General features: G+C 43.5%; 19 protein-coding genes. 7 read left to right on the forward strand and 12 right to left on the reverse strand.

The window, feature by feature from the left end:
• Positions 1–123: 123 nt before the first annotated feature.
• Positions 124–1,848 (reverse strand): septation ring formation regulator EzrA, encoded by a 1,725-nt coding sequence (ezrA, locus tag ACG95_RS08630; protein WP_048000149.1) that lies wholly within the window; start codon positions 1,846–1,848, stop codon positions 124–126.
• Between the two features lie 170 nt (positions 1,849–2,018).
• On the opposite strand from ezrA, the gene ACG95_RS08635 reads away from it, so the two are divergent.
• Positions 2,019–2,480: a GAF domain-containing protein gene (locus ACG95_RS08635; RefSeq protein WP_048000150.1), complete on the forward strand. Its 462-nt coding sequence runs from the start codon at positions 2,019–2,021 to the stop codon at positions 2,478–2,480.
• A gap of 200 nt (positions 2,481–2,680) precedes the next feature.
• Positions 2,681–3,289: a 30S ribosomal protein S4 gene (rpsD, locus tag ACG95_RS08640; protein ID WP_048000151.1), complete on the forward strand. Its 609-nt coding sequence runs from the start codon at positions 2,681–2,683 to the stop codon at positions 3,287–3,289.
• Positions 3,290–3,379: 90 nt separating this feature from the next.
• Here rpsD and ACG95_RS08645 read toward each other — a convergent pair whose 3' ends face one another.
• Both ACG95_RS08645 and ACG95_RS08650 read right to left on the reverse strand, forming a co-directional pair.
• On the reverse strand, positions 3,380–3,736 hold the full coding sequence (locus tag ACG95_RS08645) for a VOC family protein (RefSeq protein WP_048000152.1): 357 nt from the start codon (positions 3,734–3,736) through the stop codon (positions 3,380–3,382).
• A 42-nt stretch (positions 3,737–3,778) separates the two neighbouring features.
• On the reverse strand, positions 3,779–4,414 hold the full coding sequence (locus tag ACG95_RS08650) for a DUF1054 family protein (protein WP_048000153.1): 636 nt from the start codon (positions 4,412–4,414) through the stop codon (positions 3,779–3,781).
• A gap of 264 nt (positions 4,415–4,678) precedes the next feature.
• Here ACG95_RS08650 and ACG95_RS08655 point away from each other — a divergent pair, with 264 nt between their 5' ends.
• A complete protein-coding gene (locus ACG95_RS08655; protein ID WP_048000154.1) occupies positions 4,679–5,137 on the forward strand; it encodes a YueI family protein in 459 nt (152 codons plus the stop codon).
• Positions 5,138–5,736: 599 nt separating this feature from the next.
• On the opposite strand, the gene gshAB is transcribed toward ACG95_RS08655, so the two are convergent.
• Positions 5,737–7,980 carry a bifunctional glutamate--cysteine ligase GshA/glutathione synthetase GshB gene (gshAB, locus tag ACG95_RS08660; RefSeq protein ID WP_048000155.1) on the reverse strand — a complete coding sequence of 748 codons (2,244 nt, stop codon included), beginning with the start codon at positions 7,978–7,980 and terminating at the stop codon, positions 5,737–5,739.
• 109 nt (positions 7,981–8,089) lie between these two features.
• Here gshAB and ACG95_RS08665 point away from each other — a divergent pair, with 109 nt between their 5' ends.
• The 3 genes from ACG95_RS08665 to ACG95_RS08675 all read left to right on the forward strand — a co-directional run bounded on the left by ACG95_RS08665 (position 8,090) and on the right by ACG95_RS08675 (position 10,615).
• The gene (locus ACG95_RS08665; RefSeq protein WP_048000156.1) at positions 8,090–9,370 is read left to right on the forward strand and encodes a replication-associated recombination protein A; all 1,281 of its coding nucleotides are present in this window, start codon (positions 8,090–8,092) and stop codon (positions 9,368–9,370) included.
• Positions 9,371–9,781: 411 nt separating this feature from the next.
• On the forward strand, positions 9,782–10,063 hold the full coding sequence (locus ACG95_RS08670) for a hypothetical protein (RefSeq protein ID WP_048000157.1): 282 nt from the start codon (positions 9,782–9,784) through the stop codon (positions 10,061–10,063).
• 69 nt (positions 10,064–10,132) lie between these two features.
• The gene (locus ACG95_RS08675) at positions 10,133–10,615 is read left to right on the forward strand and encodes a universal stress protein (protein WP_048000175.1); all 483 of its coding nucleotides are present in this window, start codon (positions 10,133–10,135) and stop codon (positions 10,613–10,615) included.
• Positions 10,616–10,668: 53 nt separating this feature from the next.
• Here the strand turns inward: ACG95_RS08675 and ACG95_RS15020 are convergent, their stop codons facing one another.
• From ACG95_RS15020 to ACG95_RS08685, 3 genes are all read right to left on the reverse strand, one after another.
• Positions 10,669–10,875 (reverse strand): zinc-ribbon domain-containing protein, encoded by a 207-nt coding sequence (locus ACG95_RS15020; protein WP_420324100.1) that lies wholly within the window; start codon positions 10,873–10,875, stop codon positions 10,669–10,671.
• Positions 10,876–11,146: 271 nt separating this feature from the next.
• Positions 11,147–11,989 carry a hypothetical protein gene (locus ACG95_RS08680; RefSeq protein WP_048000158.1) on the reverse strand — a complete coding sequence of 281 codons (843 nt, stop codon included), beginning with the start codon at positions 11,987–11,989 and terminating at the stop codon, positions 11,147–11,149.
• Between the two features lie 12 nt (positions 11,990–12,001).
• A complete protein-coding gene (locus tag ACG95_RS08685) occupies positions 12,002–12,679 on the reverse strand; it encodes a zinc ribbon domain-containing protein (RefSeq protein ID WP_048000159.1) in 678 nt (225 codons plus the stop codon).
• 305 nt (positions 12,680–12,984) lie between these two features.
• Here ACG95_RS08685 and ACG95_RS14010 point away from each other — a divergent pair, with 305 nt between their 5' ends.
• Positions 12,985–13,671, forward strand: a complete 687-nt coding sequence (locus ACG95_RS14010; protein WP_053072756.1) for a helix-turn-helix domain-containing protein — start codon at positions 12,985–12,987, stop codon at positions 13,669–13,671.
• A 79-nt stretch (positions 13,672–13,750) separates the two neighbouring features.
• Here the strand turns inward: ACG95_RS14010 and ACG95_RS08695 are convergent, their stop codons facing one another.
• The 5 genes from ACG95_RS08695 to ACG95_RS08715 all read right to left on the reverse strand — a co-directional run bounded on the left by ACG95_RS08695 (position 13,751) and on the right by ACG95_RS08715 (position 19,995).
• The gene (locus ACG95_RS08695) at positions 13,751–14,647 is read right to left on the reverse strand and encodes a helix-turn-helix transcriptional regulator (RefSeq protein WP_048000160.1); all 897 of its coding nucleotides are present in this window, start codon (positions 14,645–14,647) and stop codon (positions 13,751–13,753) included.
• 465 nt (positions 14,648–15,112) lie between these two features.
• Positions 15,113–16,669, reverse strand: a complete 1,557-nt coding sequence (locus ACG95_RS08700; RefSeq protein ID WP_048000161.1) for a glycerophosphodiester phosphodiesterase — start codon at positions 16,667–16,669, stop codon at positions 15,113–15,115.
• Between the two features lie 84 nt (positions 16,670–16,753).
• On the reverse strand, positions 16,754–17,866 hold the full coding sequence (locus tag ACG95_RS08705; protein ID WP_048000162.1) for a D-alanine--D-alanine ligase family protein: 1,113 nt from the start codon (positions 17,864–17,866) through the stop codon (positions 16,754–16,756).
• A gap of 105 nt (positions 17,867–17,971) precedes the next feature.
• The gene (locus ACG95_RS08710; protein WP_048000163.1) at positions 17,972–19,000 is read right to left on the reverse strand and encodes a zinc-binding alcohol dehydrogenase family protein; all 1,029 of its coding nucleotides are present in this window, start codon (positions 18,998–19,000) and stop codon (positions 17,972–17,974) included.
• 20 nt (positions 19,001–19,020) lie between these two features.
• Positions 19,021–19,995: a DUF2785 domain-containing protein gene (locus ACG95_RS08715; RefSeq protein ID WP_048000164.1), complete on the reverse strand. Its 975-nt coding sequence runs from the start codon at positions 19,993–19,995 to the stop codon at positions 19,021–19,023.
• Positions 19,996–20,193 lie beyond the last annotated feature (198 nt).

Consider the following 20,193-nt stretch of genomic DNA (forward strand, 5'->3'; position numbering starts at 1 on the left):
GGGTCGAAACGTGCGCCAGCAGGTAGAAACCTCCACTCTGTTGCATAAAGAAACGATTGAAAGTTCACAATCATTAAGGATTGCTAGGCTATGCTCGGTTCCTAACCGCCTGCTGTCCCACTCTTACTTTTCTTCCGTCTCCGTCCGTTCCGACTGCTTATTCGCATAATAACTGTCTTCAATCCGTTTATAAGCTCCCGCGTCAACCTTATCGATTGCCGTGGCAATGACCTCTAAACTCTGAGCATAATTATGAGCTTCGTTGAACAAGCGCTGTGCTTCCACACTAGCTTCCTGTACTTCCTCATGATTAGTCTTATAACGGTTAGCATATTGCAATAATTGCTCAGCCATCGTTGCCGCATCCGTTAAGTCATCAGTCTTTTCACGCAAGGTTGCCATGTCAGCCTGAATCACGATCAGTTGCTTCGTGATATCGTCCATGTTGATCACTAACTTGTTGATGTCATGATCCAACCGTTCGATTTCTTTAGAAACCACTTTGAAGTAGTCCAAGTAATCCTTAGGTAACCCAGGCAAATTCAAGTTTTCAACCTGCCGCTTAATGGCATGGATTTCAAAGTCAAACCGTTGCAACGTATCGTGTGCTTTAGATTCTTCCGCCGTTAACTCTGCAACGCCGTCATTAATGGCAACCTGTTCTTCTTCAATGCCTTTTAGCTGCTCATCCTGTTCTTTAAAGTGAGCTGCAATTTGACTGTAAACAGCTTGCTTAGTCGTAATCGCCGTGGTGTCCGCTTGATAAATGGCTTCAATATTTTTCAATTGTTCATTTAATTCGCGCGTCCGTTCAACTTCTTGGTTATTCAGCGTGTAACTCTGAGCTAACCGATCTAATTCAATCTGTAAGTGATGGTTTTGATTCATCGCGTGCGTCAAGAACTTGCTGATGGCATCTTGTTGTTCATCGACAACTGCCTTGGCATCAATTTCAACCTGCATCACATCGTATAAGTGGTCAATTCGTTTTGCGATTGCATGATTACCATTCTCAGCATCTGAAACTTTCAACTCACCGAGTAATGCCGTGTTGTCAGCAATTGCTTGCTTCAACGCCGTTAGCTCTGGGTCAATCGAATCAATTTCAAAGTGATAGTTCTGTGCCACTAATTGCCGGTAGCCACTGGCTAGTTCAGCAATCTGATCTGGAAAGCCACTGACAAGATCCTTGTAAATTGGTGGGATCCGGTCAATATCCATCTCCAACGCACTGGTATCATGACGCAACTTGTCTAAGACTTGTTCAGCGGCATCGTGATCCCCTGCTTTTGCCAATTCCGAAAAACGATCGAAGTCATTTTCCAGGTTAGCCAAGCGATCTTCTAACGGATCAATACTAGGTCCAAAGGAGAAGTTTTGTGACAACAACGTCTTCCGTAGATCCTGATATTTCTTTTCCAAGCTAGCAACGGCTTGTCGGTGAGCTTCATCGGCATCATCCAATGCTTGCAACCCTTCACGAATGTCAGCTTGTTGCTGTTCAATCGCATCCAAGGCTGCTGCTGCTTTTTTTAAATTTTGTTGAGCATCCAAGAACTTAACGCTCCGGGCTTGCGCATTGATCGCCGTTAACTGTTCATCAATGGCTGGTAGCTGGTCGTCTTGAATGGCCTGATCAGCTTCTTGTAGCGCCGCCAACTTAACCTGCGAGCCACCCGTTAATCCCAGTTGTTCAATTTTTTCAAAATCTGTTGTCTGTGATTGTTTCGTTAACGCTTGCTGGCGCACTGTCAGTTGGCGGACTTGCTTATCAATGTACATTTGAAAGCCTTTGACCGCCGCGTAAATGATAATCGCAACCACCACAATGCCGATTGCTACTTGCATACGAATACCCCTTACATTAATTTTATTCCGTTTTAATTGCCGTTGCGCCTCACCCTGATGAACCGTAACCTTGCTTTTTTCTGAAAATCCAATTAAAATCTATCTTAAATTATAACATACACATAACTATCAGACAGTATGAATTTGTTAACTTTCAAGGAGGATTTTCTATGGCAAACACCGCAACTTCACTCATGAACCAGCAGCTTGACGCGTTACTTTTCGAAGAAACTAACCTAGTCGCTAATCTCTCAAATGCTAGCGCCCTACTCAACAGTACTTATACCGATCTAAATTGGGCCGGCTTCTACTTATATAATGATACAACTGGTGAACTTGATCTTGGACCCTTTCAAGGTAAAGTCGCCTGCATGCACATCAAGATTGGCGCCGGCGTCGTTGGGACGGCCTTTGAAACCCAAAGTAATCAGCGAATCGCTGACGTTCACCAATTTCCAGGCCACATCGCCTGCGACAGTGCCAGCAACGCTGAAGTTGTAATTCCGATTACTAAGAATGGTCATCAAATTGGTGTCCTCGACGTCGACTCCCCCGTTCTCGACCGTTTTAGCGCGGAAGAGGAAGCGGAATTAGCAGAATTTGTTGCAATTCTCACCACTCATATTGACTAATAACGGGTAAACGTGCTATATTACTCTTTGTGTAAAATAATGCAGCAGTGAGTGGGTAAGCTCGTCAACAGATTGGTGCCATATTTTGGTCAGTTAGTAACCTGCGGCTGCAATGGTGAAACCTGCAGTTCAATCTGAACGAATATCGAACTTACATCGGATTATTTTACTCCAACTAAAATTATTGGAGGAATTTATTTATGTCACGTTATACAGGCCCTAGCTGGAAAATTTCCCGTCGTTTAGGAATGTCACTTTCCGGTACTGGTAAAGAATTAGCTCGTCGTCCTTATGCTCCTGGTGATCATGGTCAAGGTCGTCGCGGTAAGGTTTCAGAATACGGTACCCAATTACGCGAAAAGCAAAAGTTACGGATGATGTACGGTTTAACTGAACGTCAATTCTCTAACTTATTCCTTAAAGCTGGTAAGATCCGCGAAGGTAAGCATGGTGTTAACTTCATGATCTTACTCGAACGTCGTTTAGACAACATGGTTTACCGTTTAGGTTTAGCTACGACTCGTCGTCAAGCTCGCCAATTAGTAAACCATGGTCACATCACTGTTGATGGCAAACGCGTTGATATTCCTTCATACGAAGTTGCTGTCGGCCAAGTTATCTCCGTTCGTGAAAAATCTCAAAAGTTAGTTATCATCACTGGTGCTGTTGAAGCAGTAGTTGCACGTCCTAACTTTGTTCAATTCGATGCTGACAAGCTCGAAGGTTCATTGATTCGTTTACCACAACGTGAAGAACTTGAAGCAGATATCGACGAATCACTTATCGTTGAATACTACAACAAACTATAATTTCTGGTTTACAAAAAACGTCGCGTTTGCGGCGTTTTTTTGTGTCCTGATTTTACTGGTCTTGCTTCCCTAACCCGATTTCAACGCAAGCTATTTTTTAGCAATGACGAAATAGTTACCTTCTGGGTCAGCGAAGTTAAATGTCAACGTACCGTTATTATCCACAATTGCTCCGGCACCCGGAATCTGCTGATGTAATGTCTTGAACGCGTCGCTAAATAGCATCAGTGACGGTGTCCCGTGTAAGACTTCTGGTGAAAACTTGCGAATAAATGCTTTAGGAAATAACGCTAGCTCAATTTCATCCGTAACCGCTAGTACGATTCCCTGGTATTGTTCAGGTAAAGCCAACGTTTCTACCACCGTTGCACCGATTGCTTGTTGCCAAAAATCGTTGATGACGCTGACATCATCAACGTACAACATCACACGCATTTTACTAATCATTACAGTCACCCCTATTTTTTAGTCTCACTTACACTAAGTCGATTAGTTATCCACAGCTTCTGACTGGGCGGCTACTGCGGCCATAATCGGTTGATAAATTGGTAATAACTCGGTAAAAGTCGCGATGATGTATCGGACTAAGGCATCAGCATCTCCAAACAGTTCATCGCCCACTGGCACACTGCGCCCAACGACTAATTCCTTGTGCTTGTACTGATCAAACTTCTGAAGCGCTTGAGCCACATTAGCAGCTGTCGCCGGTTGCGTTTCCGCTACACCGTGGTTATTACTGACCACAAAGACTGCCGGCAAGGTTTTTAACAAGTCAGCCAATTGCGACGTACTTATGCCAGCTTGAACAGCCGCTTTACCTTCATCCAGAATATCAAAGTAAATAAACAACCGATCCGGCCACAAGCCTAATTCAAAGTGAGGCCACGCTTTATAGCTCCGCTTATTCTGACTGAAGGCAACCCACGTATCCACCGGTGGATTCTTAAAGCGGCGCAAGTGTTTAGCCACATGTGCATAAAATGGCTGTGACTTAGTAGTTTGTAAACTCGTTATGATCTGCGGTGCTACTTGTTCAAATTTGGGATCAATCACCGTTTTGATCAGGTGCATCCGTCCTGGCAAGGTTGGCTCATTAAAAATATCAAAATCATCGTTTGTGAACATGACTTTCCATCGCTCCCTACGCTATACTCTAGCCCTTCGTCATTTTCATTCGCCAGACTATCTGTCGTGACTCTGAGCTAAGTAGCTGATATACCATTACCATAGCGTATTTTAATCCGAACTGCAAAATTAAGTCCACACCAAATTTATCTGCCAAAACAACCTACTAAAAGCTCCCATTTTGGTTCGTCATCGGGTTAAGATCGCCATTCCCGGGGGAACATGCTACAATTGGTACTATCATCTAGGAAAGGATGTTAGACAATGGCTGAAACAGACCAACAACCGGTTGACCGGATTGAAACTGCCATGCACGGGACGCCAAAGTTGCATCCCGACGAACAACGAAAGTACCTCGGGACTTTTCGTGAACGCGTCGAAGTTGCGGTCACCGTGTATCAATTAAAACGGACTCATTACGTCACTGAACTGACACAAGCATTCGTAGCTCACCCAGACTACCAACTCTACATCAACGGTAACTTAGATCAGGACTTTATCGGCCCCTATATCAAGGCTGCCAGTCAGGCAAACATTAAATTCACTGTTAAAACGGACGATATGTATCGCACTACGGATACGGATTATGCGCTAGTCTTCACGGCGGCAACTGCCATCAATGAAGACGTCATCGATATCGATCAGCGCTACCAATCAACTAAGCCAACTACCCCCTGCACTAAGCAAGGCGGCCTATTCAATAAATTCAAAAAATTTCTATAACTAAAAACGGTTTACCAATTGAAATTCGGTATGCAAATAAGCGTCTGGGCTTTTATAGCCCGGACGCTTATTTTAGTTGCCTGAAATTACTAGCAAAAAACATCAGTATTTAATTCACCGCTCCGCCAGCTAGGAAAACGTGCCATGGGGACCGGCCCCAGCCAAACTGCGGTCTGGTTCCTCACTTTTGAGCCTAAAATGCAAGTCTCAAAAGTCGTCCCGCAATCTAAGACGGCCAACAACGCCATCTTAGATTGCCTACATGGCACAATTTCCCGGCTGGCTCCGCTTAAACTTGATCACTAATTGATTGACTGGCAGCCATCTCTAGTTAATCAAGCTAATGCTACTAACAATATTCAGAAGTATAAGTCAATCTAGCTGAAGGTGGGCAGTACTAGCGATGCAGTGAAGGTGGCGTTAGTTCGGTGTTTTTTTACCGGACTTACGCCACGGACGATCTTGGTCATTGGCGAAATGTGCCAAGGATCAAGTCGAAGATTAAGACCGCTTCTCAAGCTTAACCCGTTCCCCACAGCTGAGCTAGTACTGCCCACCGGAAGCGAAAGTTATGCCTAGTATGAGGCCTCAATCTTCAACTATTTAAATAAGGCGTCTAGCAAAGCCCCCGTCACCGGCTGGGCCTCCCCGAACATTGGGAAACAGTGCGGATATAAGAATGGTGCGGCGTGGATACCCACATACACGGCCATCTCGGGATGTTCTGGCACTAATTCAGCGTAGAGATTCGGAATCATCACATCGACACCAGCTACGGATAATCCTAACTCCGAGACTAGTTTTTCGACTGCTTGTACGTACGACGTATCCATATCATCCGTCGCATCCAAGACATCCGAACCGTTACCAAAGGTCGCATCTTCACGTAATAAGATCTGCGTCCCCCGCCCAACAACGGAATCCAGCGTTAAGTTATAAGATTCTAACCGGTAACGTTCGATCGTACCTAATCTAAGACTGGATTGTGGGTATTTGAAGGCCGTTCCGCGCAGTACCCGTTCATTCTTACGATCCAATAAGGTCTGCACCGTTGAACGCCCGTCACCAACGATATTGGCTGGGAGTCGTTCAACGATCGCCTGCACGTGCCCATCGATCACTAAGAAGCGGTAACTCGAAGCTACGACAACTTCTTCCGCCATGACACTGTGATTCTGTTCAAATAACTGGTGGACCACCTGTTCAAACAATTGTCGTTCCGGCATAATTCGGAAAACAGCAACTTGATGAGCATGGTCAGCGGCCTTCAATACGATACCACCTGCTTGAACGTAGCGGTCGTAATCGTCAATCAACTGGTTAGCTGAATGGTAAGTCTGTGATGCGGGCACTTGGACGCCATGTTCAGTGAGAACTTGTTTCGCAGCTGCTTTATGCGGCAATATCGAAGTTAGCGCTTGTGGATTCAAGTCAGTTCCACTACCAGCCACCACTAATTGTGACTGTCCCTGCTGCGTCAAGCGCAAAATATTCGCGTCAGCATCAATCACACTGGTTTTAATGCCTCTTGTTAAGGCTTGTTGTACCAATAGTTGACTTGAAATATCTAACGAAGTGAATCCTGGTAATTCAAATGGCCGTTCCAAGGCAGCCGCTTGATAAGTCTGCGCTTGTGACATCGCCCACGTTAACGCTGACTCCTGCATTGCGACCTGGGCACTCACCGTCTTTTTCGGATCTGTCACTCGTTGTTTGAGTTGTTCCAGCAATACGATATCTTCATTTGGCAACCCGTACGTCTTCGCAAAATCAGCTAGGGCATCCAATACTTGTGCAGCCGGTTCTGCTTGAACACTGGCAGTCGTTGGATTCTCCGCAGTCACTTGCCGACTCAACTGGCCAGCCTGCTCATTTACTTTAGTGACCATCGCAGTTGGCAGTGCTGGCATCATCACAAAGTAGCTGGCCAGCAACCGCATAAAGGCCACCGCATTTTGATCAACACCCACGGGACTCGTTGGATCAAGATCTAGTCCCCGGTATTCAAGATAGTAAACACCTTGGCGTGTCAACGTCGTCAATTGTCCCGTACTCCGTAAGCGAACGGGACCGTCAAAATCATTGACACTTAACAATTGCCCGTCATGAACCGCTGCCTCTAGCTTAGTCACGTAACGGTCAATGGCCGTGTAGTCGCCTGCAACTTGACTATAACGAGCTGCCCGATTGTGCACGCTACTGCGTTGTGGCCGTTCAGTATCCGTCACACTTAGATTAGGCGTTGCTCCGAATAAGTACTGAATCAACCAATCCATACGAACAAACCCCTGTGCGACTTTCAAATAAACGGCATTTCGGAACTCAACGTAACTGTGATACTGTTGGTGGAATGTTTCTGCATATAAACGAGTGAAAATCTGTTCATTAAAACTCAGATTGACGTGCGCCCCAGTAGTCATTAATTTCTGAACATCGTATTTTTTAGCCTGTTGTTGCCGACGTTTAAAGCTAACCGCATCAACATCCGCTAGTGGAATCGTCGTTAAATCGGCTGGCAAGACTGGCGTACTCGACAGTGGCCAGAGATAGTCATCTGGTTTCAAAGCTCGCCGTGCCGCCGTATTTAGTCCATTTAAATACGCCATTAAAGCTGATAAGTCACGCATTGCCGGCGTACTGAATTTGAGTTGTGTCGCTGAAAACCCTTGACGCAGCTGACGATTACGTTGATTATCGCCAAACACTTGTGGATGCGCATTTACTGACAAGTTTCCCTGCCCGTTGACCCGTTGCATCGTCACTTCCAGCCCCATGTTCGCTTGGTGAACCAATGGGACTAAGTGATATTGCATGATTGCTTTACCAATTGCATCTAATTCCATAAAATCAATCCTCATCTATTTTAAATTCATTATAAACCGATTGTTCGGTGACCTTCACCCTAAATGCTATAATAGTTAGGACTAGTTTTGCAAGGGAGGATTTCAAACAATGCAACAACCTTTAGCCTATCGGATGCGTCCTAGGACATTAGAAGACGTTGTCGGGCAGCAACAGTTGGTTGGTCCGGGTAAGATCATTGCGCGGATGGTAACGGCCAAACGCCTGTCCTCAATGATTCTCTACGGTCCCCCAGGCACGGGTAAGACTAGTATCGCTAGTGCGATTGCTGGTTCTACCAAGTACGCCTTTCGGATGCTGAACGCCGCTACCGATAGTAAAAAACAATTACAAATTGTCGCCGAAGAAGCCAAGATGAGTGGCACGGTCATCTTACTGTTAGATGAAATTCATCGACTAGATAAGACTAAGCAAGACTTCCTACTTCCGCACCTCGAAAGTGGCCGTATTATTTTAATCGGCGCAACCACTGAAAATCCATATATCAGTATTAACCCCGCTATTCGTAGCCGGACACAAATCTTTCAGGTCTTTCCATTAAATGATGATGATATTCAGGTCGCCGTTGAACGCGCCCTTAAAGATGAGCGTGACGGTCTCGGGAAATACCAAGTTGACCTAGCACCAGCCGCACTACATCATCTGTGCACGGCCACAAACGGTGATCTCCGCAGTGCCCTTAATGGCTTAGAGTTAGCCGTATTGTCAACGACACCGGCTGAAGATGGTACCATCACGATTACCCAAGCGACCATTGAAGAATGTTTGCAGAAAAAAGCGTTGTCTGCGGACAAGGACGGTGACGCCCACTACGACGTTATCTCGGCTTTCCAAAAATCAATTCGTGGTTCCGACGTCAACGCTGCCTTACATTACTTAGCACGGTTAGTCGAAGCCGGTGACCTCAAAAGTATCATGCGGCGCTTAATGGTGATCGCCTATGAAGACATCGGTCTCGCCAATCCAACTGCTTGCGCCCACACCGTTACGGCTGTGCAGGCAGCGGATCAGCTTGGCTTTCCGGAAGCTCGGATTCCACTGGCTAATGCCGTGATTGAACTGGCCCTATCGCCCAAATCAAACTCCGGTATTGATGCCATGGACGCTGCTTTAGCAACGGTGCGCAACGGCCATTTTGGCGATATTCCGGCTGATCTGAAGGATGCCCACTACCAAGGAGCTGCTAAGTTAGGTCACGGTGTTGGCTATGACTTTCCACACGACCACCCTGGCGATTGGGTTGCGCAACAATACCTCCCGGATGCCATCAAGGACGCTGAGTATTACCAGCCCAAAACCAACGGGCGCTACGAAACTGCCCTAGCAGAACAGTATCAAAAATTATTAAAAGCTAACTCAAGAAACCGCTAACATATATTGCCGTAGAATAATTGCAACTTTTATTTTAATATGCTAGACTAAGAGTCGAAATTACTAAGGTGTACGCATTGCTCTAATAAAAGTGTTGCCGAACAATTAATACTACTTTGGGACGTACCTTAGCCAATCCAATAACACGCCTTTTCACTTGGTAGTTAGCGGATCAGCCATTTCGTCCCACCTGCCTTAAAGCGGGTCAATACTGAAGGGCTTTTAACGGCACCACTAGTTTTTCCGGAAGGTGACTTCCGTGGTCAGGACTTGTCCTGGCCTTTTTTATTTACTGCTAAACGATTGAAATGGTACTAGACTCATTGCCCGTTTCAGCCATTGTAATTTCAGTTTATTTTTTAACCACCAATTGTTTAACGCAATCATCAAATTTATCTGGAGGATTAACCCGTGATTACCCTATTACTCATTATCTACACCTTAATTGCTGCTTGGCTAGGTTACTATTTGTTCAGTCACCAAGCACGTCCCTTCCTATTCTTTGATCCTAACAAGGCGCCTACGATCAAGAACGTGGCCCGCTATGGCGGTGGTCTGATGCTCCTCGTCGCCGTCGCCTGTATCGTAACGATTTTTATTCAGACGACCATGTTGATTGCGATTGTCCTTGCCAGTGGTTCCTTAATCATGATGGCAATTGCGCTAATTCTTGTTAGTTTTATGCAAATCTAAGGGAAAACGCTTTTTATTTTTTACGAAAACCTTTACAATATAGTTATCAAGTAATGAGGGGTGAGAATGATGTTACAACAATACCAACACATCTTAGTTCCCGTTGACGGTTCTTACGAGGCGGAATTAGCATTTAAAAAGGCGGTCGCAGTTGCCAAGCGGAACGGACCTAAAGCATCCGTTCACATGGTCCACGTGGTAGATACCCGCGCGTTCCAAAATATTTCAAGCTTTGATACCACGATGGTTGAACAAGTAACAGACACTGCTCAAAAGACTTTGGACAAGTATGTTGCTGAAGCTAAGGCTGATGGTTTAGATAATGTCGATTATTCAATCGAATACGGCGCACCTAAGACCATCATTGCTCGCGATGTTCCACGTGATATGGATATCGACTTAATCATGATCGGTGCAACTGGTTTAAACGCCGTTGAACGACTATTGATTGGTTCCGTAACGGAATACGTGACGCGAATGGCTGTCTGCGACGTGCTCGTTGTTCGGACTGATCTGGATAACAAGCCGGCACCAAAACCTAAGAAAAAATAAGTTTTAATCAAAAAGATCGCCGAGTTGGCGATCTTTTTGATTTAACTTAAAATTTATTTGTCTGAAGTATGAAACAGATAGTAATAGCTAGCTTTGATAGTCTCCCGTGGATATCGGTTCAAGCCCCTGTAGCCCACCACTTCATTGGAATTATTTACTGAATTATCATCATCAATTATTGTTTTTTTGAGAATCCTTCCACAGTAAGGGCAATAATTTACATCACACTCTACTTCTTTACCGCATTTCTGGCATATCACTTTTATAAATTTCTCTTTATCATTCAGCCAAACTTGTCTCAATAAAAATAATAGTAACCTTGCTGCTCAAACAACATAAAAATCAGCATGAAGATTAATGAGTCAATAACATAGTATTTAGCTTTAGACCAGCCGTGTTGATCAGCATAAGGCTTTAAAAACACATCACTTAAAATCGCCCAAATCACGCCAAATAACAAAAAATGCATAAACATAACTATTCCCCTCAATATCCCATATTAAATTAAGAACTCATCTTCACTCGAACTTACTATTTGTCTCCAGGTCCTTTTACTACTCCGTCCGGTGAAACAAACCAACTTAAACCATCCGGATTAACAAAACTCCAACCACCAGTTGAGCCTTTAATTGTTGATAATTCATCAATCGTATAACCACCAAAACTATCTGCATCTTCAAAGGCTTTTGCTAACAGCACTTTGGCTTGTTCTTCAGTTAGCCTTGATGTACTACTTGCTTCAACCTCAGATGAGCTGGTTGAGTCAGTCTCAGAATCAACACTTGAACTTTCACTCGATTCTGAATCAGTACTTTGATCTGAATTACTACCAGTTACTGATTTATTCATCGCAATTAATTTGGTACTATTTAAGCTGTCAGAACTAACTTTACTATTTTTAAAATCAGCATAAGCTAATTTATTGTCTTTATTAAGATACTCAATAATGCCAGTACCAACCGTTGCCTGTTCCGGTACTTGTTCAAAAAGTTGATTAACTTTTTGTGTCTGATTAGGCTTAATACTTAGTGATCCATTACGTTTAGACAAAGCCTTATCTGTTTCAAATAAATAAACAAATTTGGACTGCTCAAATTTGATTATCTTTTGGGTATGATTAGTAATCTTCATTGATACCACGTAAACTGGATCAGCAACATTATCCTGCGTATCATCCGCATCAATCGTAAAATCAAACCTGATTTTTTCTTTATCGGCTTTGCTAAGATTTTGATAGTAGACCGATTTTACCGACGTTACTTTATTACTAGTTATCTGCTTGTTAGCCGTTTCTGATTGCTTTGACTTTTGAGTACAACCAGCTAATAGCCCTACACACACGAGTACAATAATCCCCATTAATCGCTTATACACGTTATTCTCCCCCTATTTAAAATTATTATTAGATGCTTCATCTAAATCAGAGACATGGTCACTGTAATATTGAATTGACATTTTTTCTGTCCATGAATATGGATTATTTCCAGTTACTTTTGCTACTTTGTCGTTAATAAAGCGAGACCACTTAACGTTTTTTATATCAACAGCTAGTGTACTTGCATCACTACCATTGCCGACAGTAACTAAATAACAATAGTGTGTACGCCAGTCATGCATACCTTTAACAGGAAATACGAGTTTCCCTGTTCTCTGATTCTTATTCAAGTAGATAACATAATCATTATTAAAAAACTCATCTTCGTGGCCGCTTCCATACGCCATAATAAAAACATCTGTTCTTTTAGCCGTATAAGCTAGCACAGTGAATGGGTCCGTTTGTCCAGTTGGTAAATACGTCATATATTTATGTAATCCCCAAATTCCAAAAAGTAAGATACAAATTCCCAGTATCCACTGTGAACTGCGTTTTTTGGGTTTTTCAGTTTTACTAGTTTTAGTAGTCGTTGCTCCCTCTATCTGATTGTCTATTGTTGTATCAACTTTTACTTCATCCATTTCTGTCTTCTCAACTTTATCATCAACTTTTTTTTGCTCAGCACCACAGAACACACAAAACTTAGTATTTCGTTTAATCTCTTTACCACAATTTGAACATGTCTTCATCACTATTCCTACCTCCAAAGTACTTACATTACTCAAACAACCATCTAATCAGTCTTGTGACCTCATTACTATAATCATCACCAATTGTTTCACTTTAGTAAAATGATACATACCAACCTGAGCACTACAAAAATCCAATGTTAAAGGCATAAAATCACTAATAACGTTTACAAACGAGTATCACAACATAATGAATTATAAGTTTTACGTTTCACTTTAGCAAGCACTTTTGAGTTGTACATCACTTATATCGTTATTAGATAGCACGTTACCTTGATATACTAATGTGATATAGAGGTGTTTTTATGGTTAAAGTAACATTTGGCGAACAATTAAAACGTATCCGAACACAGAAGCGCTATTCAGTTCGCAAAGTTGCACTTTTTAGTGGTATTTCTTCTTCTTACTACTCACAAGTTGAAAACAATAAACGACAAATTCCCAAACCAGAAACCTTACGAAAAATCGCTAAAGGTTTAAATATTACGACTAATGAAATTTTTACATTAGCTGGCCTGATACCCAATAATTCCGATACATTTGATTCTAATGATAATCTGACAACTGATAAAGCTACTGTTCACGAACTACAATTACTTAATAGTTCCATTAGATTGCAGATTCCTGCTAGCCGTCGTGTCTATTCACGACTACCACATCTCGATTTTGCTGCAGCCCAACCACAATATTTTTGGTTAAAAGTCGCTGACAACGCGCTTATTACTGAGGGAATTACAATGGATTCCCTCGTCGTTATTAGTACTGATACAGCTATTTGCAATTTTTCTGATCAGCACCGTAGTAAACTGGTTGCGCTAAACCTCGATTCGCGTGGCGACACTGTTATTCGGCGAGTAATCTGGGGTAGTGATCATCAGTATTTCATTTTAAACGGACCTGCTGATCCCGAACCCGTTATTCTTGAAAAAACAGCCTTTGACAAATTATTTGCTGGGGTTGTTGTAAATCTACATCGAGAAATTGATGTCTAAAAAAGCACTGTCTGAATTGATTAGTCCAATTCAAACAGTGCTTTTTACTATACTTCTTTAATTAGTTTTGGGTAGCGTACTAAGCTTCGTTCGCCACTTGCAACGGCGTGATATGATACTCAGCCATTTCCTTAGTGATCTTTTCAGTCAAACGACTGTTATGCGTCACCAAGCTCAAGGCATAGGCCACGTAATAGTGATCATGAGCAGCTTGAATGTTATTCAAAACGACTTCATTAGCAGCCTTTTGTGCGTACAGCCGGTCTAACAAGGAGAGTGACTGGCTTGCTTGCGCCTTCTGCAAGGCTAAATCAATCAGTTCCAACGCTTCTTCTGGGAAATTGATCTTAGCGTATAATTGCGCCGCCGAAGCATAGATCAAAATCTCATTTTGCAAGTAGTCGTCGTCACCGATTGGCAACGCCTGCACGTCCATCGTGTGTAACGTGGCCACGGCCTGCTTAACGAAGATTTCAGCCTTGTCATAGGCTTGTTTACGTTCATATGCCAACCCGGTTCCTAATGTGGCCAAGATGGCAAACATGTCATGACTCGACTTCACAAATTGGTTCAATAGCATCCCAAAGTTAAAGATGGCTTCATCCGCATTGTCATTAAGCACTAACTGTAAATAACCTTCGTAGTAGTAATACTGTTTCTTGTCCGCATTACTACGCAACTGCTTTGGTCGAATACTTTCAAAGACTTCTTGCGCTTCTTCTAACTTAGTCTGACGAATCAATAAATCAATTTTTTTGAATGTCCGATATAACTGGTCGTCATTTTCAATAATGACTTCTGACAAACGAATTCCTAATCGATTACAGATTTTCATCATAATCTTCATACTTGGAATCTTACTCTTTTTTTCAATTAAACTAATTGTTGCCTGGGTACAGATACCCTCTGCCAATTCTTTTTGCGACATTCCCTTACGCTTGCGGAACTGCCGAACTTTGTCTCCCAATATTCTCATACTAAACCCCTCTTTATCTAAATTGCCTTAACACTAATTAATCCTTGGTACTAGCAACTTACTTGACCCCACTTGTAAGTAAATCACTATTGGAACACTAATCAATTCTCTTACTTAGTCGAACATACTCAAAAAATTGGACACTACCAAATTGGGCAATAACAATCACGCATATAATTATATTCAGATAATACGATTGACGCAAGAAATACGCGTAATTCTTATTCAATATTAAGTTTATACCATGATTAACAACTAGGGTCATTTATTAATTATCTAGATACCCAGTTCGTTAATCACACTAATTAAATATCGGTTCATTAAAGTGGATTACTATGGAAAGCGATTTATTAACTTTAGGTATCACCTTTCACTTAAACCAGCTCTATCACTGGTACAGCACTAATATCGCCCTCAATAGCTTCCTTAATAATTAAGTCTTGCTCTCATTTGATTTTTAGTTGATTATAACCCACTTACCAGCCAATTTATCAATTGATTAAAAAAATAATGGCTCTGCTGGCTTTGAATTTGCCGTAATCTTCCAGGGTAATTCGTTATCAGTCCATCCGCCCCCATGGCCGTTAGACGCCTCATCGCTAGCGAACGGTCGACCGTCCAGAAATACACCTTCCGATGTTCCCGATGAGCCGCATTGACCTGCTCCTGAGTGGCGGTTAGCGCTTGTAACGAGTAGAAATTCGCCACACTCAATTTAAAGTCCGTTAGGTAAAAAGGTGTAATAAAACCTACCCTCAACTGTGGATCACGCTGATGCAACCTTGCCACTACCCGATAATCTAAGGAATGAACGGCCCCTTGGTGTTGTTGTAACTGCTTGGCATAGCGATCAGCGAACGGTCCCATTAATTGATCCGCTACGCCAACCGCTTTGATTTCAACTAACAACGGCTGCCGTATCCGTTGCGCGACCTGAAAGTATTGGGAAAAAGTACTTAACTGCCCTCGTTGACCATGCTCTTGTAAAGGTAAGCCAGCTAACTGGGACAATGAATAGTCGCGCACAGGACCCGGACGATCTGCCAAATTTTGTAACGTTGGATCATGCATGACGACCCAGCGATGATCCGCAGTGGCTTGAATATCCATTTCAACCATGTTCGGGTGGACACGCCCAGCAGTGCGTTTAAGCGTCTTGGTCGTGTTTTGAACCCCATTATCACCATTGACACCCCGATGTGCGATAACGGCTGGTAACGCTGCTGTTGACGGTTGTAGCCACCAACCAGCATAGGTTAGCAGACCAATCAAAAGCAGACTACTTGACCAATAATTATGATGATTAGTGCGGCTACTCGTTACATTCGGCCACCACTCACGCCACAAACCCATTAGCGCCAGCCAAATCAGCAGTTGTAACCCAGTCAAACTTAGTACGGCTAACCCGTAGCCCAGCATGGGTGCAACCAATTCAGCCATCCATACTACGCCGAGTGCCACACTCGCAATTACTGCCCAACCTGCCAACACAACTAGCCAGTTACCACCACGTTTGACAACTGACCACCAAGACGTGTGCCAACCAGTACGCCAATACGTCGACCAGTTAGTCGGTTGCTGGAGCTGTTGCCGTAACGCCGGCAGCCACTTGAGACTCACTAGCCAGCTTAACCCCCAGAGCGGTACCACAATTGGTAGCCAATCATAGCGCGTATTAAAAATAATATTTTGCAACGTAGCCGGTAACTTAATGCTGACTTGTAAGGTTGCAAGATAGCCACCCCAGCCCAACGGTAACCACCAAATTCCGGTCCCCATCATCAATGTCCAGACTAAGCCAAATTGTCGCCACGTCCAGCGCTGGCGATTACTCTTAGCGGCTACTAAAGGCAACCAACAACTCAGTAATAGTAGTCCCATCAGGCTAAGCCAGCCACCAACTTGTAATCCTAGTACTTTGACCACTAACGCTAATATAAAGCCCAGCAGCCACCATCGTGCTAACGGACCATGTAGTTGTTGCCAACCGTTTTTTATTAACTGCCATCCCCGTTGGATCATGATCCGCCTCCTCGCAAAAAAATGGTTGGCATGAATTGCTTCATCCCAACCACCACACTATCATTTATTCAAATTGGTTTAAACCTATTCAGCGTCTAACGCCACGAAGTCATAGTGGATTTCTGATTGACGTTTGAATTCATCAAAACCTAATTGGATTAACTGATCGATTAAATCAGTGTAGCCAATCCCAGAAACTTCCCACAACTTAGGATATAAGCTGATGTTAGTGAAACCAGGTAACGTGTTGATTTCACCCAAGTATGGTTCACCGTCTTCAGAAACTAAGAAGTCAACCCGGGCCATGCCCTTCAAGCCCAATGCGACGAACGCATCAAGAGACATCTGTTGAATCCGTTTAGTTAAATCTGCTGGTAATTCTACGGGTAACTCGAAGTTGACCCCACTAGCATCGACAAACTTATTGTTATAGTCGTAGAATGTATCCGTCTTAGGTACGTCAACGGCACCTAATTTAGAAGCCTTAGGTGCTTCATTACCCAAGATTGAGCATTCAACTTCACGCGGATTGTCGATTGATTCTTCAACTAAGATCTTGTAATCGTACTTGAAGGCATCTGCCAATCCATCAAGGTAATCCTGTTCATTTTCAGCCTTGTGAATCCCAACTGAAGACCCCTGGTTAGCGGGCTTGATGAACAAATGACTCCCAACGTGTTCTTGTAAATAAGCATAGGTCATCTGATCACGATTTTCAGGTGTCACCACAACGTACTTGGTATTTTGAATGTGATTGTGCGTCAAGATCTGCTTCGTGATATCCTTATCAAAACTAGCAGCTGAAGCTAAGACACCACTACCGACATAAGGCTTCTTCAACAGTTTGAATAACCCTTGTAAAGTACCATCTTCGCCCAAGTTACCGTGAACCACTGGGTAAAAGATATCAATATCCTTAGCCAAGGCTAAGTTCTTGATTGGTGCCAACGGATCACTCATATCCAGCTTTGGCATTTCTTCAGCTACGACAGCGTCTTCCGCTTCACCAGCAAAAATCCGTTGAGTCGCAGCGTTACTTAATACAATTCCATCTTTTGTTAGTAAGAATAAATCAACTTCGTATTTATCCTTGTCCATGGCATCGTAAATGTTGTGCGCTGAACGCTTCGAAACATCATGTTCCGAAGAATTACCGCCAAATAACAAGCCAACGTGAATCTTTTTTTGTGTCTCCATATTTTGTTCATCCTATCAAGGTTTATTTCATACTACGGCTTAGTTAATTCTACAATATCTAAGCACAATTGGAAACATTTTTGCAATAAAACTAGTCTTTTTTAACTATTTAAACGGTGCCGTCAAGACAACTTTGCCCAACATCTGCCCCGTTTCCACAACTTCGTGGGCTGCACGTAAGTTAGCCGCATTAATCCCATCAAAGATACGCTTGGTCGTTGGTACTAGTTCACCCGCATCCGCCAACTGAGCTACCCGCGCTAAGATACAGCCTTGCATCGCCATAGCTGGTAACTGATAGTCCGACTTGGTGAACATAAACTCCCAAGCAAAGTTCAAGCTCTTAGCTTTGAGTAATTCCATTGGTAATGGCTCCTGATTCGTCACCACCGCAACAATCGTTCCCAACGGCCGTACTAACGGTGCCACGATTGGTAAGTAGCGATCCGTTGAATGCAGAATAATCGCATGTTCCACCCCATCCGGCATCCCGGCATTCGCTAACTGAGTCGCCAAATCGTCATGGTAATCTAGCACAACGTCCGCGCCGAGTTCTTCGACCCACGCTTTAGTCGCAATCTTACCGGCCGTCGTCACAACGGTTAGGCCAGCCCACTTAGCTAACTGAATCGCCATTGAACCAACACCACCGGCACCATTGATAATTAGGACACTGTGACCCTGATTAGCTTGAGGTGCTGCAACAAATGGCAACTTCTCAAACAGTGCTTCCCACGCCGTCAAAGTTGTCAGTGGTAACCCAGCAGATTGAGCAGGCGTCCAGCTCTTCGGGGCCTGGGCGACTAACCGTTCATCGACTAATTGATACTGCGCGTCACTCCCGGGGCGATTGACCGCGCCAGCATAGTACACAATATCATCCGGCATAATCGTCGTAACCGTCTCGCCCACAGCTAGCACCTTGCCGACCGCGTCAAAACCCAAGATGCGTGGTTCAGTAACGGTCGCTTGTCCTTGACGCTGCTTCGTGTCGATTGGATTGACTGCCGTTGCCATCACAGCGACTAAGATCTCACGACCTTGTGGTTCACCTACTTCAATGGTAACATCTTGCAAACTCGCCGGATCACTGATTGGTAATCCTTGATATAGTCCCACTGCTGATGCTTGCATCTAATGGCCTTCTTTCAAAATCATCCTAAAAATTCAAGTTCATCATCTAAATAATCCACAACGGCCGTTGGAAAATCATCGTGCAACGCCATTGCTTCTAGCAACCGATTACGGTTAAAAATCCGCGTCCAGTCCCCTTCACTAGCGGGAGCATCTTGTGACACCATGTGCCGATGCCAGTCTTTGAAGGCCGCCAACAAGTAGTCACAGTATAACTCATCTTTATTAGTGATCAATGCGAAATAAGACGATAACCGTTCAGGTTCACCAAAAATCAACGGTGTCGACAGGCGTTGATACCGGCCAATCAACACGGCTAACATCAATAATTTATCAGCCCGAGCTAATTCATTCTCATCCGCTAACTCATCTAGTAGATTACCAATATGAGTATAAGCATGCGCCCAGCCAGTCGTTCCCACAAAACCGCGGGTATCCGTCTCAAGTACCATATAGGTGGTGAACTGGGTGACGACTTGCTCCAACCGCGCACTGGTCATAAATTTTAATCCCGCATGATCAGCGTAGAGTAACACCGAAATTAACAGAATCGCAAATGACCGTTGGTAGATAGCATCATTGGTCGGTTCATCAATGTGTGCAAATAAAACATCATCTACAATCAATTGATCAAAAATCAACCCTAATTGATCAGGTGTCAGAACTTGTTGTTGTAACGCTTCGTTCAATAAATAGTAACAGCCCCGATCACGAATCTGTGGATCAAGTGAACCCAAGTGTGCCAATAATTGTTGTAATTGCTCATCCGTTATCGCTACGAGTGAGCCGTCATCTAAACCTTGATGTAATTCTTGAACCAGTGACCATACTTCATCATCGTTAGGTGTGATGACCGTGGTTGCCGGTGTCATTGGCACCTGTTCAATTAACTGACCAACACGTTGGGGCAACGACTGATAGACCTCTCCGGCTCGCAGTTGCTGTCTTAGCTTCAATACCGCTGCTTTTACCTGTCTTAGTTTTTCTACTTGCATAATAACCTCGTTATATCTAATTTAACTTCTATTTTATCATGCTTAGCTAATACTGCCCTAAAAATGCGACTATTTATTCATAATTATACGTAGAATCAGCTAACTTTTGGCGCACGTTTCGGACATTAATATTCAGAATCTAAAGATTGAAAGTTAATTATTCACTGCAAGTGTTGGTATGCTTGTGATCTGAAAATT

It is taken from the genome of Lactiplantibacillus herbarum (genome assembly GCF_001039045.1).
Taxonomy (GTDB): domain Bacteria; phylum Bacillota; class Bacilli; order Lactobacillales; family Lactobacillaceae; genus Lactiplantibacillus; species Lactiplantibacillus herbarum.

Coding starts and splice junctions, on each gene's coding strand:
- ezrA (WP_048000149.1), bottom strand. CDS start 1,848: ATGCAAGTAGCAATCGGCATTGTGGTGGTTGCGATTATCATTTACGCG.
- ACG95_RS08635 (WP_048000150.1), top strand. CDS start 2,019: ATGGCAAACACCGCAACTTCACTCATGAACCAGCAGCTTGACGCGTTA.
- rpsD (WP_048000151.1), top strand. CDS start 2,681: ATGTCACGTTATACAGGCCCTAGCTGGAAAATTTCCCGTCGTTTAGGA.
- ACG95_RS08645 (WP_048000152.1), bottom strand. CDS start 3,736: ATGATTAGTAAAATGCGTGTGATGTTGTACGTTGATGATGTCAGCGTC.
- ACG95_RS08650 (WP_048000153.1), bottom strand. CDS start 4,414: ATGTTCACAAACGATGATTTTGATATTTTTAATGAGCCAACCTTGCCA.
- ACG95_RS08655 (WP_048000154.1), top strand. CDS start 4,679: ATGGCTGAAACAGACCAACAACCGGTTGACCGGATTGAAACTGCCATG.
- gshAB (WP_048000155.1), bottom strand. CDS start 7,980: ATGGAATTAGATGCAATTGGTAAAGCAATCATGCAATATCACTTAGTC.
- ACG95_RS08665 (WP_048000156.1), top strand. CDS start 8,090: ATGCAACAACCTTTAGCCTATCGGATGCGTCCTAGGACATTAGAAGAC.
- ACG95_RS08675 (WP_048000175.1), top strand. CDS start 10,133: ATGTTACAACAATACCAACACATCTTAGTTCCCGTTGACGGTTCTTAC.
- ACG95_RS08685 (WP_048000159.1), bottom strand. CDS start 12,679: ATGAAGACATGTTCAAATTGTGGTAAAGAGATTAAACGAAATACTAAG.
- ACG95_RS14010 (WP_053072756.1), top strand. CDS start 12,985: ATGGTTAAAGTAACATTTGGCGAACAATTAAAACGTATCCGAACACAG.
- ACG95_RS08695 (WP_048000160.1), bottom strand. CDS start 14,647: ATGAGAATATTGGGAGACAAAGTTCGGCAGTTCCGCAAGCGTAAGGGA.
- ACG95_RS08700 (WP_048000161.1), bottom strand. CDS start 16,669: ATGATCCAACGGGGATGGCAGTTAATAAAAAACGGTTGGCAACAACTA.
- ACG95_RS08705 (WP_048000162.1), bottom strand. CDS start 17,866: ATGGAGACACAAAAAAAGATTCACGTTGGCTTGTTATTTGGCGGTAAT.
- ACG95_RS08710 (WP_048000163.1), bottom strand. CDS start 19,000: ATGCAAGCATCAGCAGTGGGACTATATCAAGGATTACCAATCAGTGAT.
- ACG95_RS08715 (WP_048000164.1), bottom strand. CDS start 19,995: ATGCAAGTAGAAAAACTAAGACAGGTAAAAGCAGCGGTATTGAAGCTA.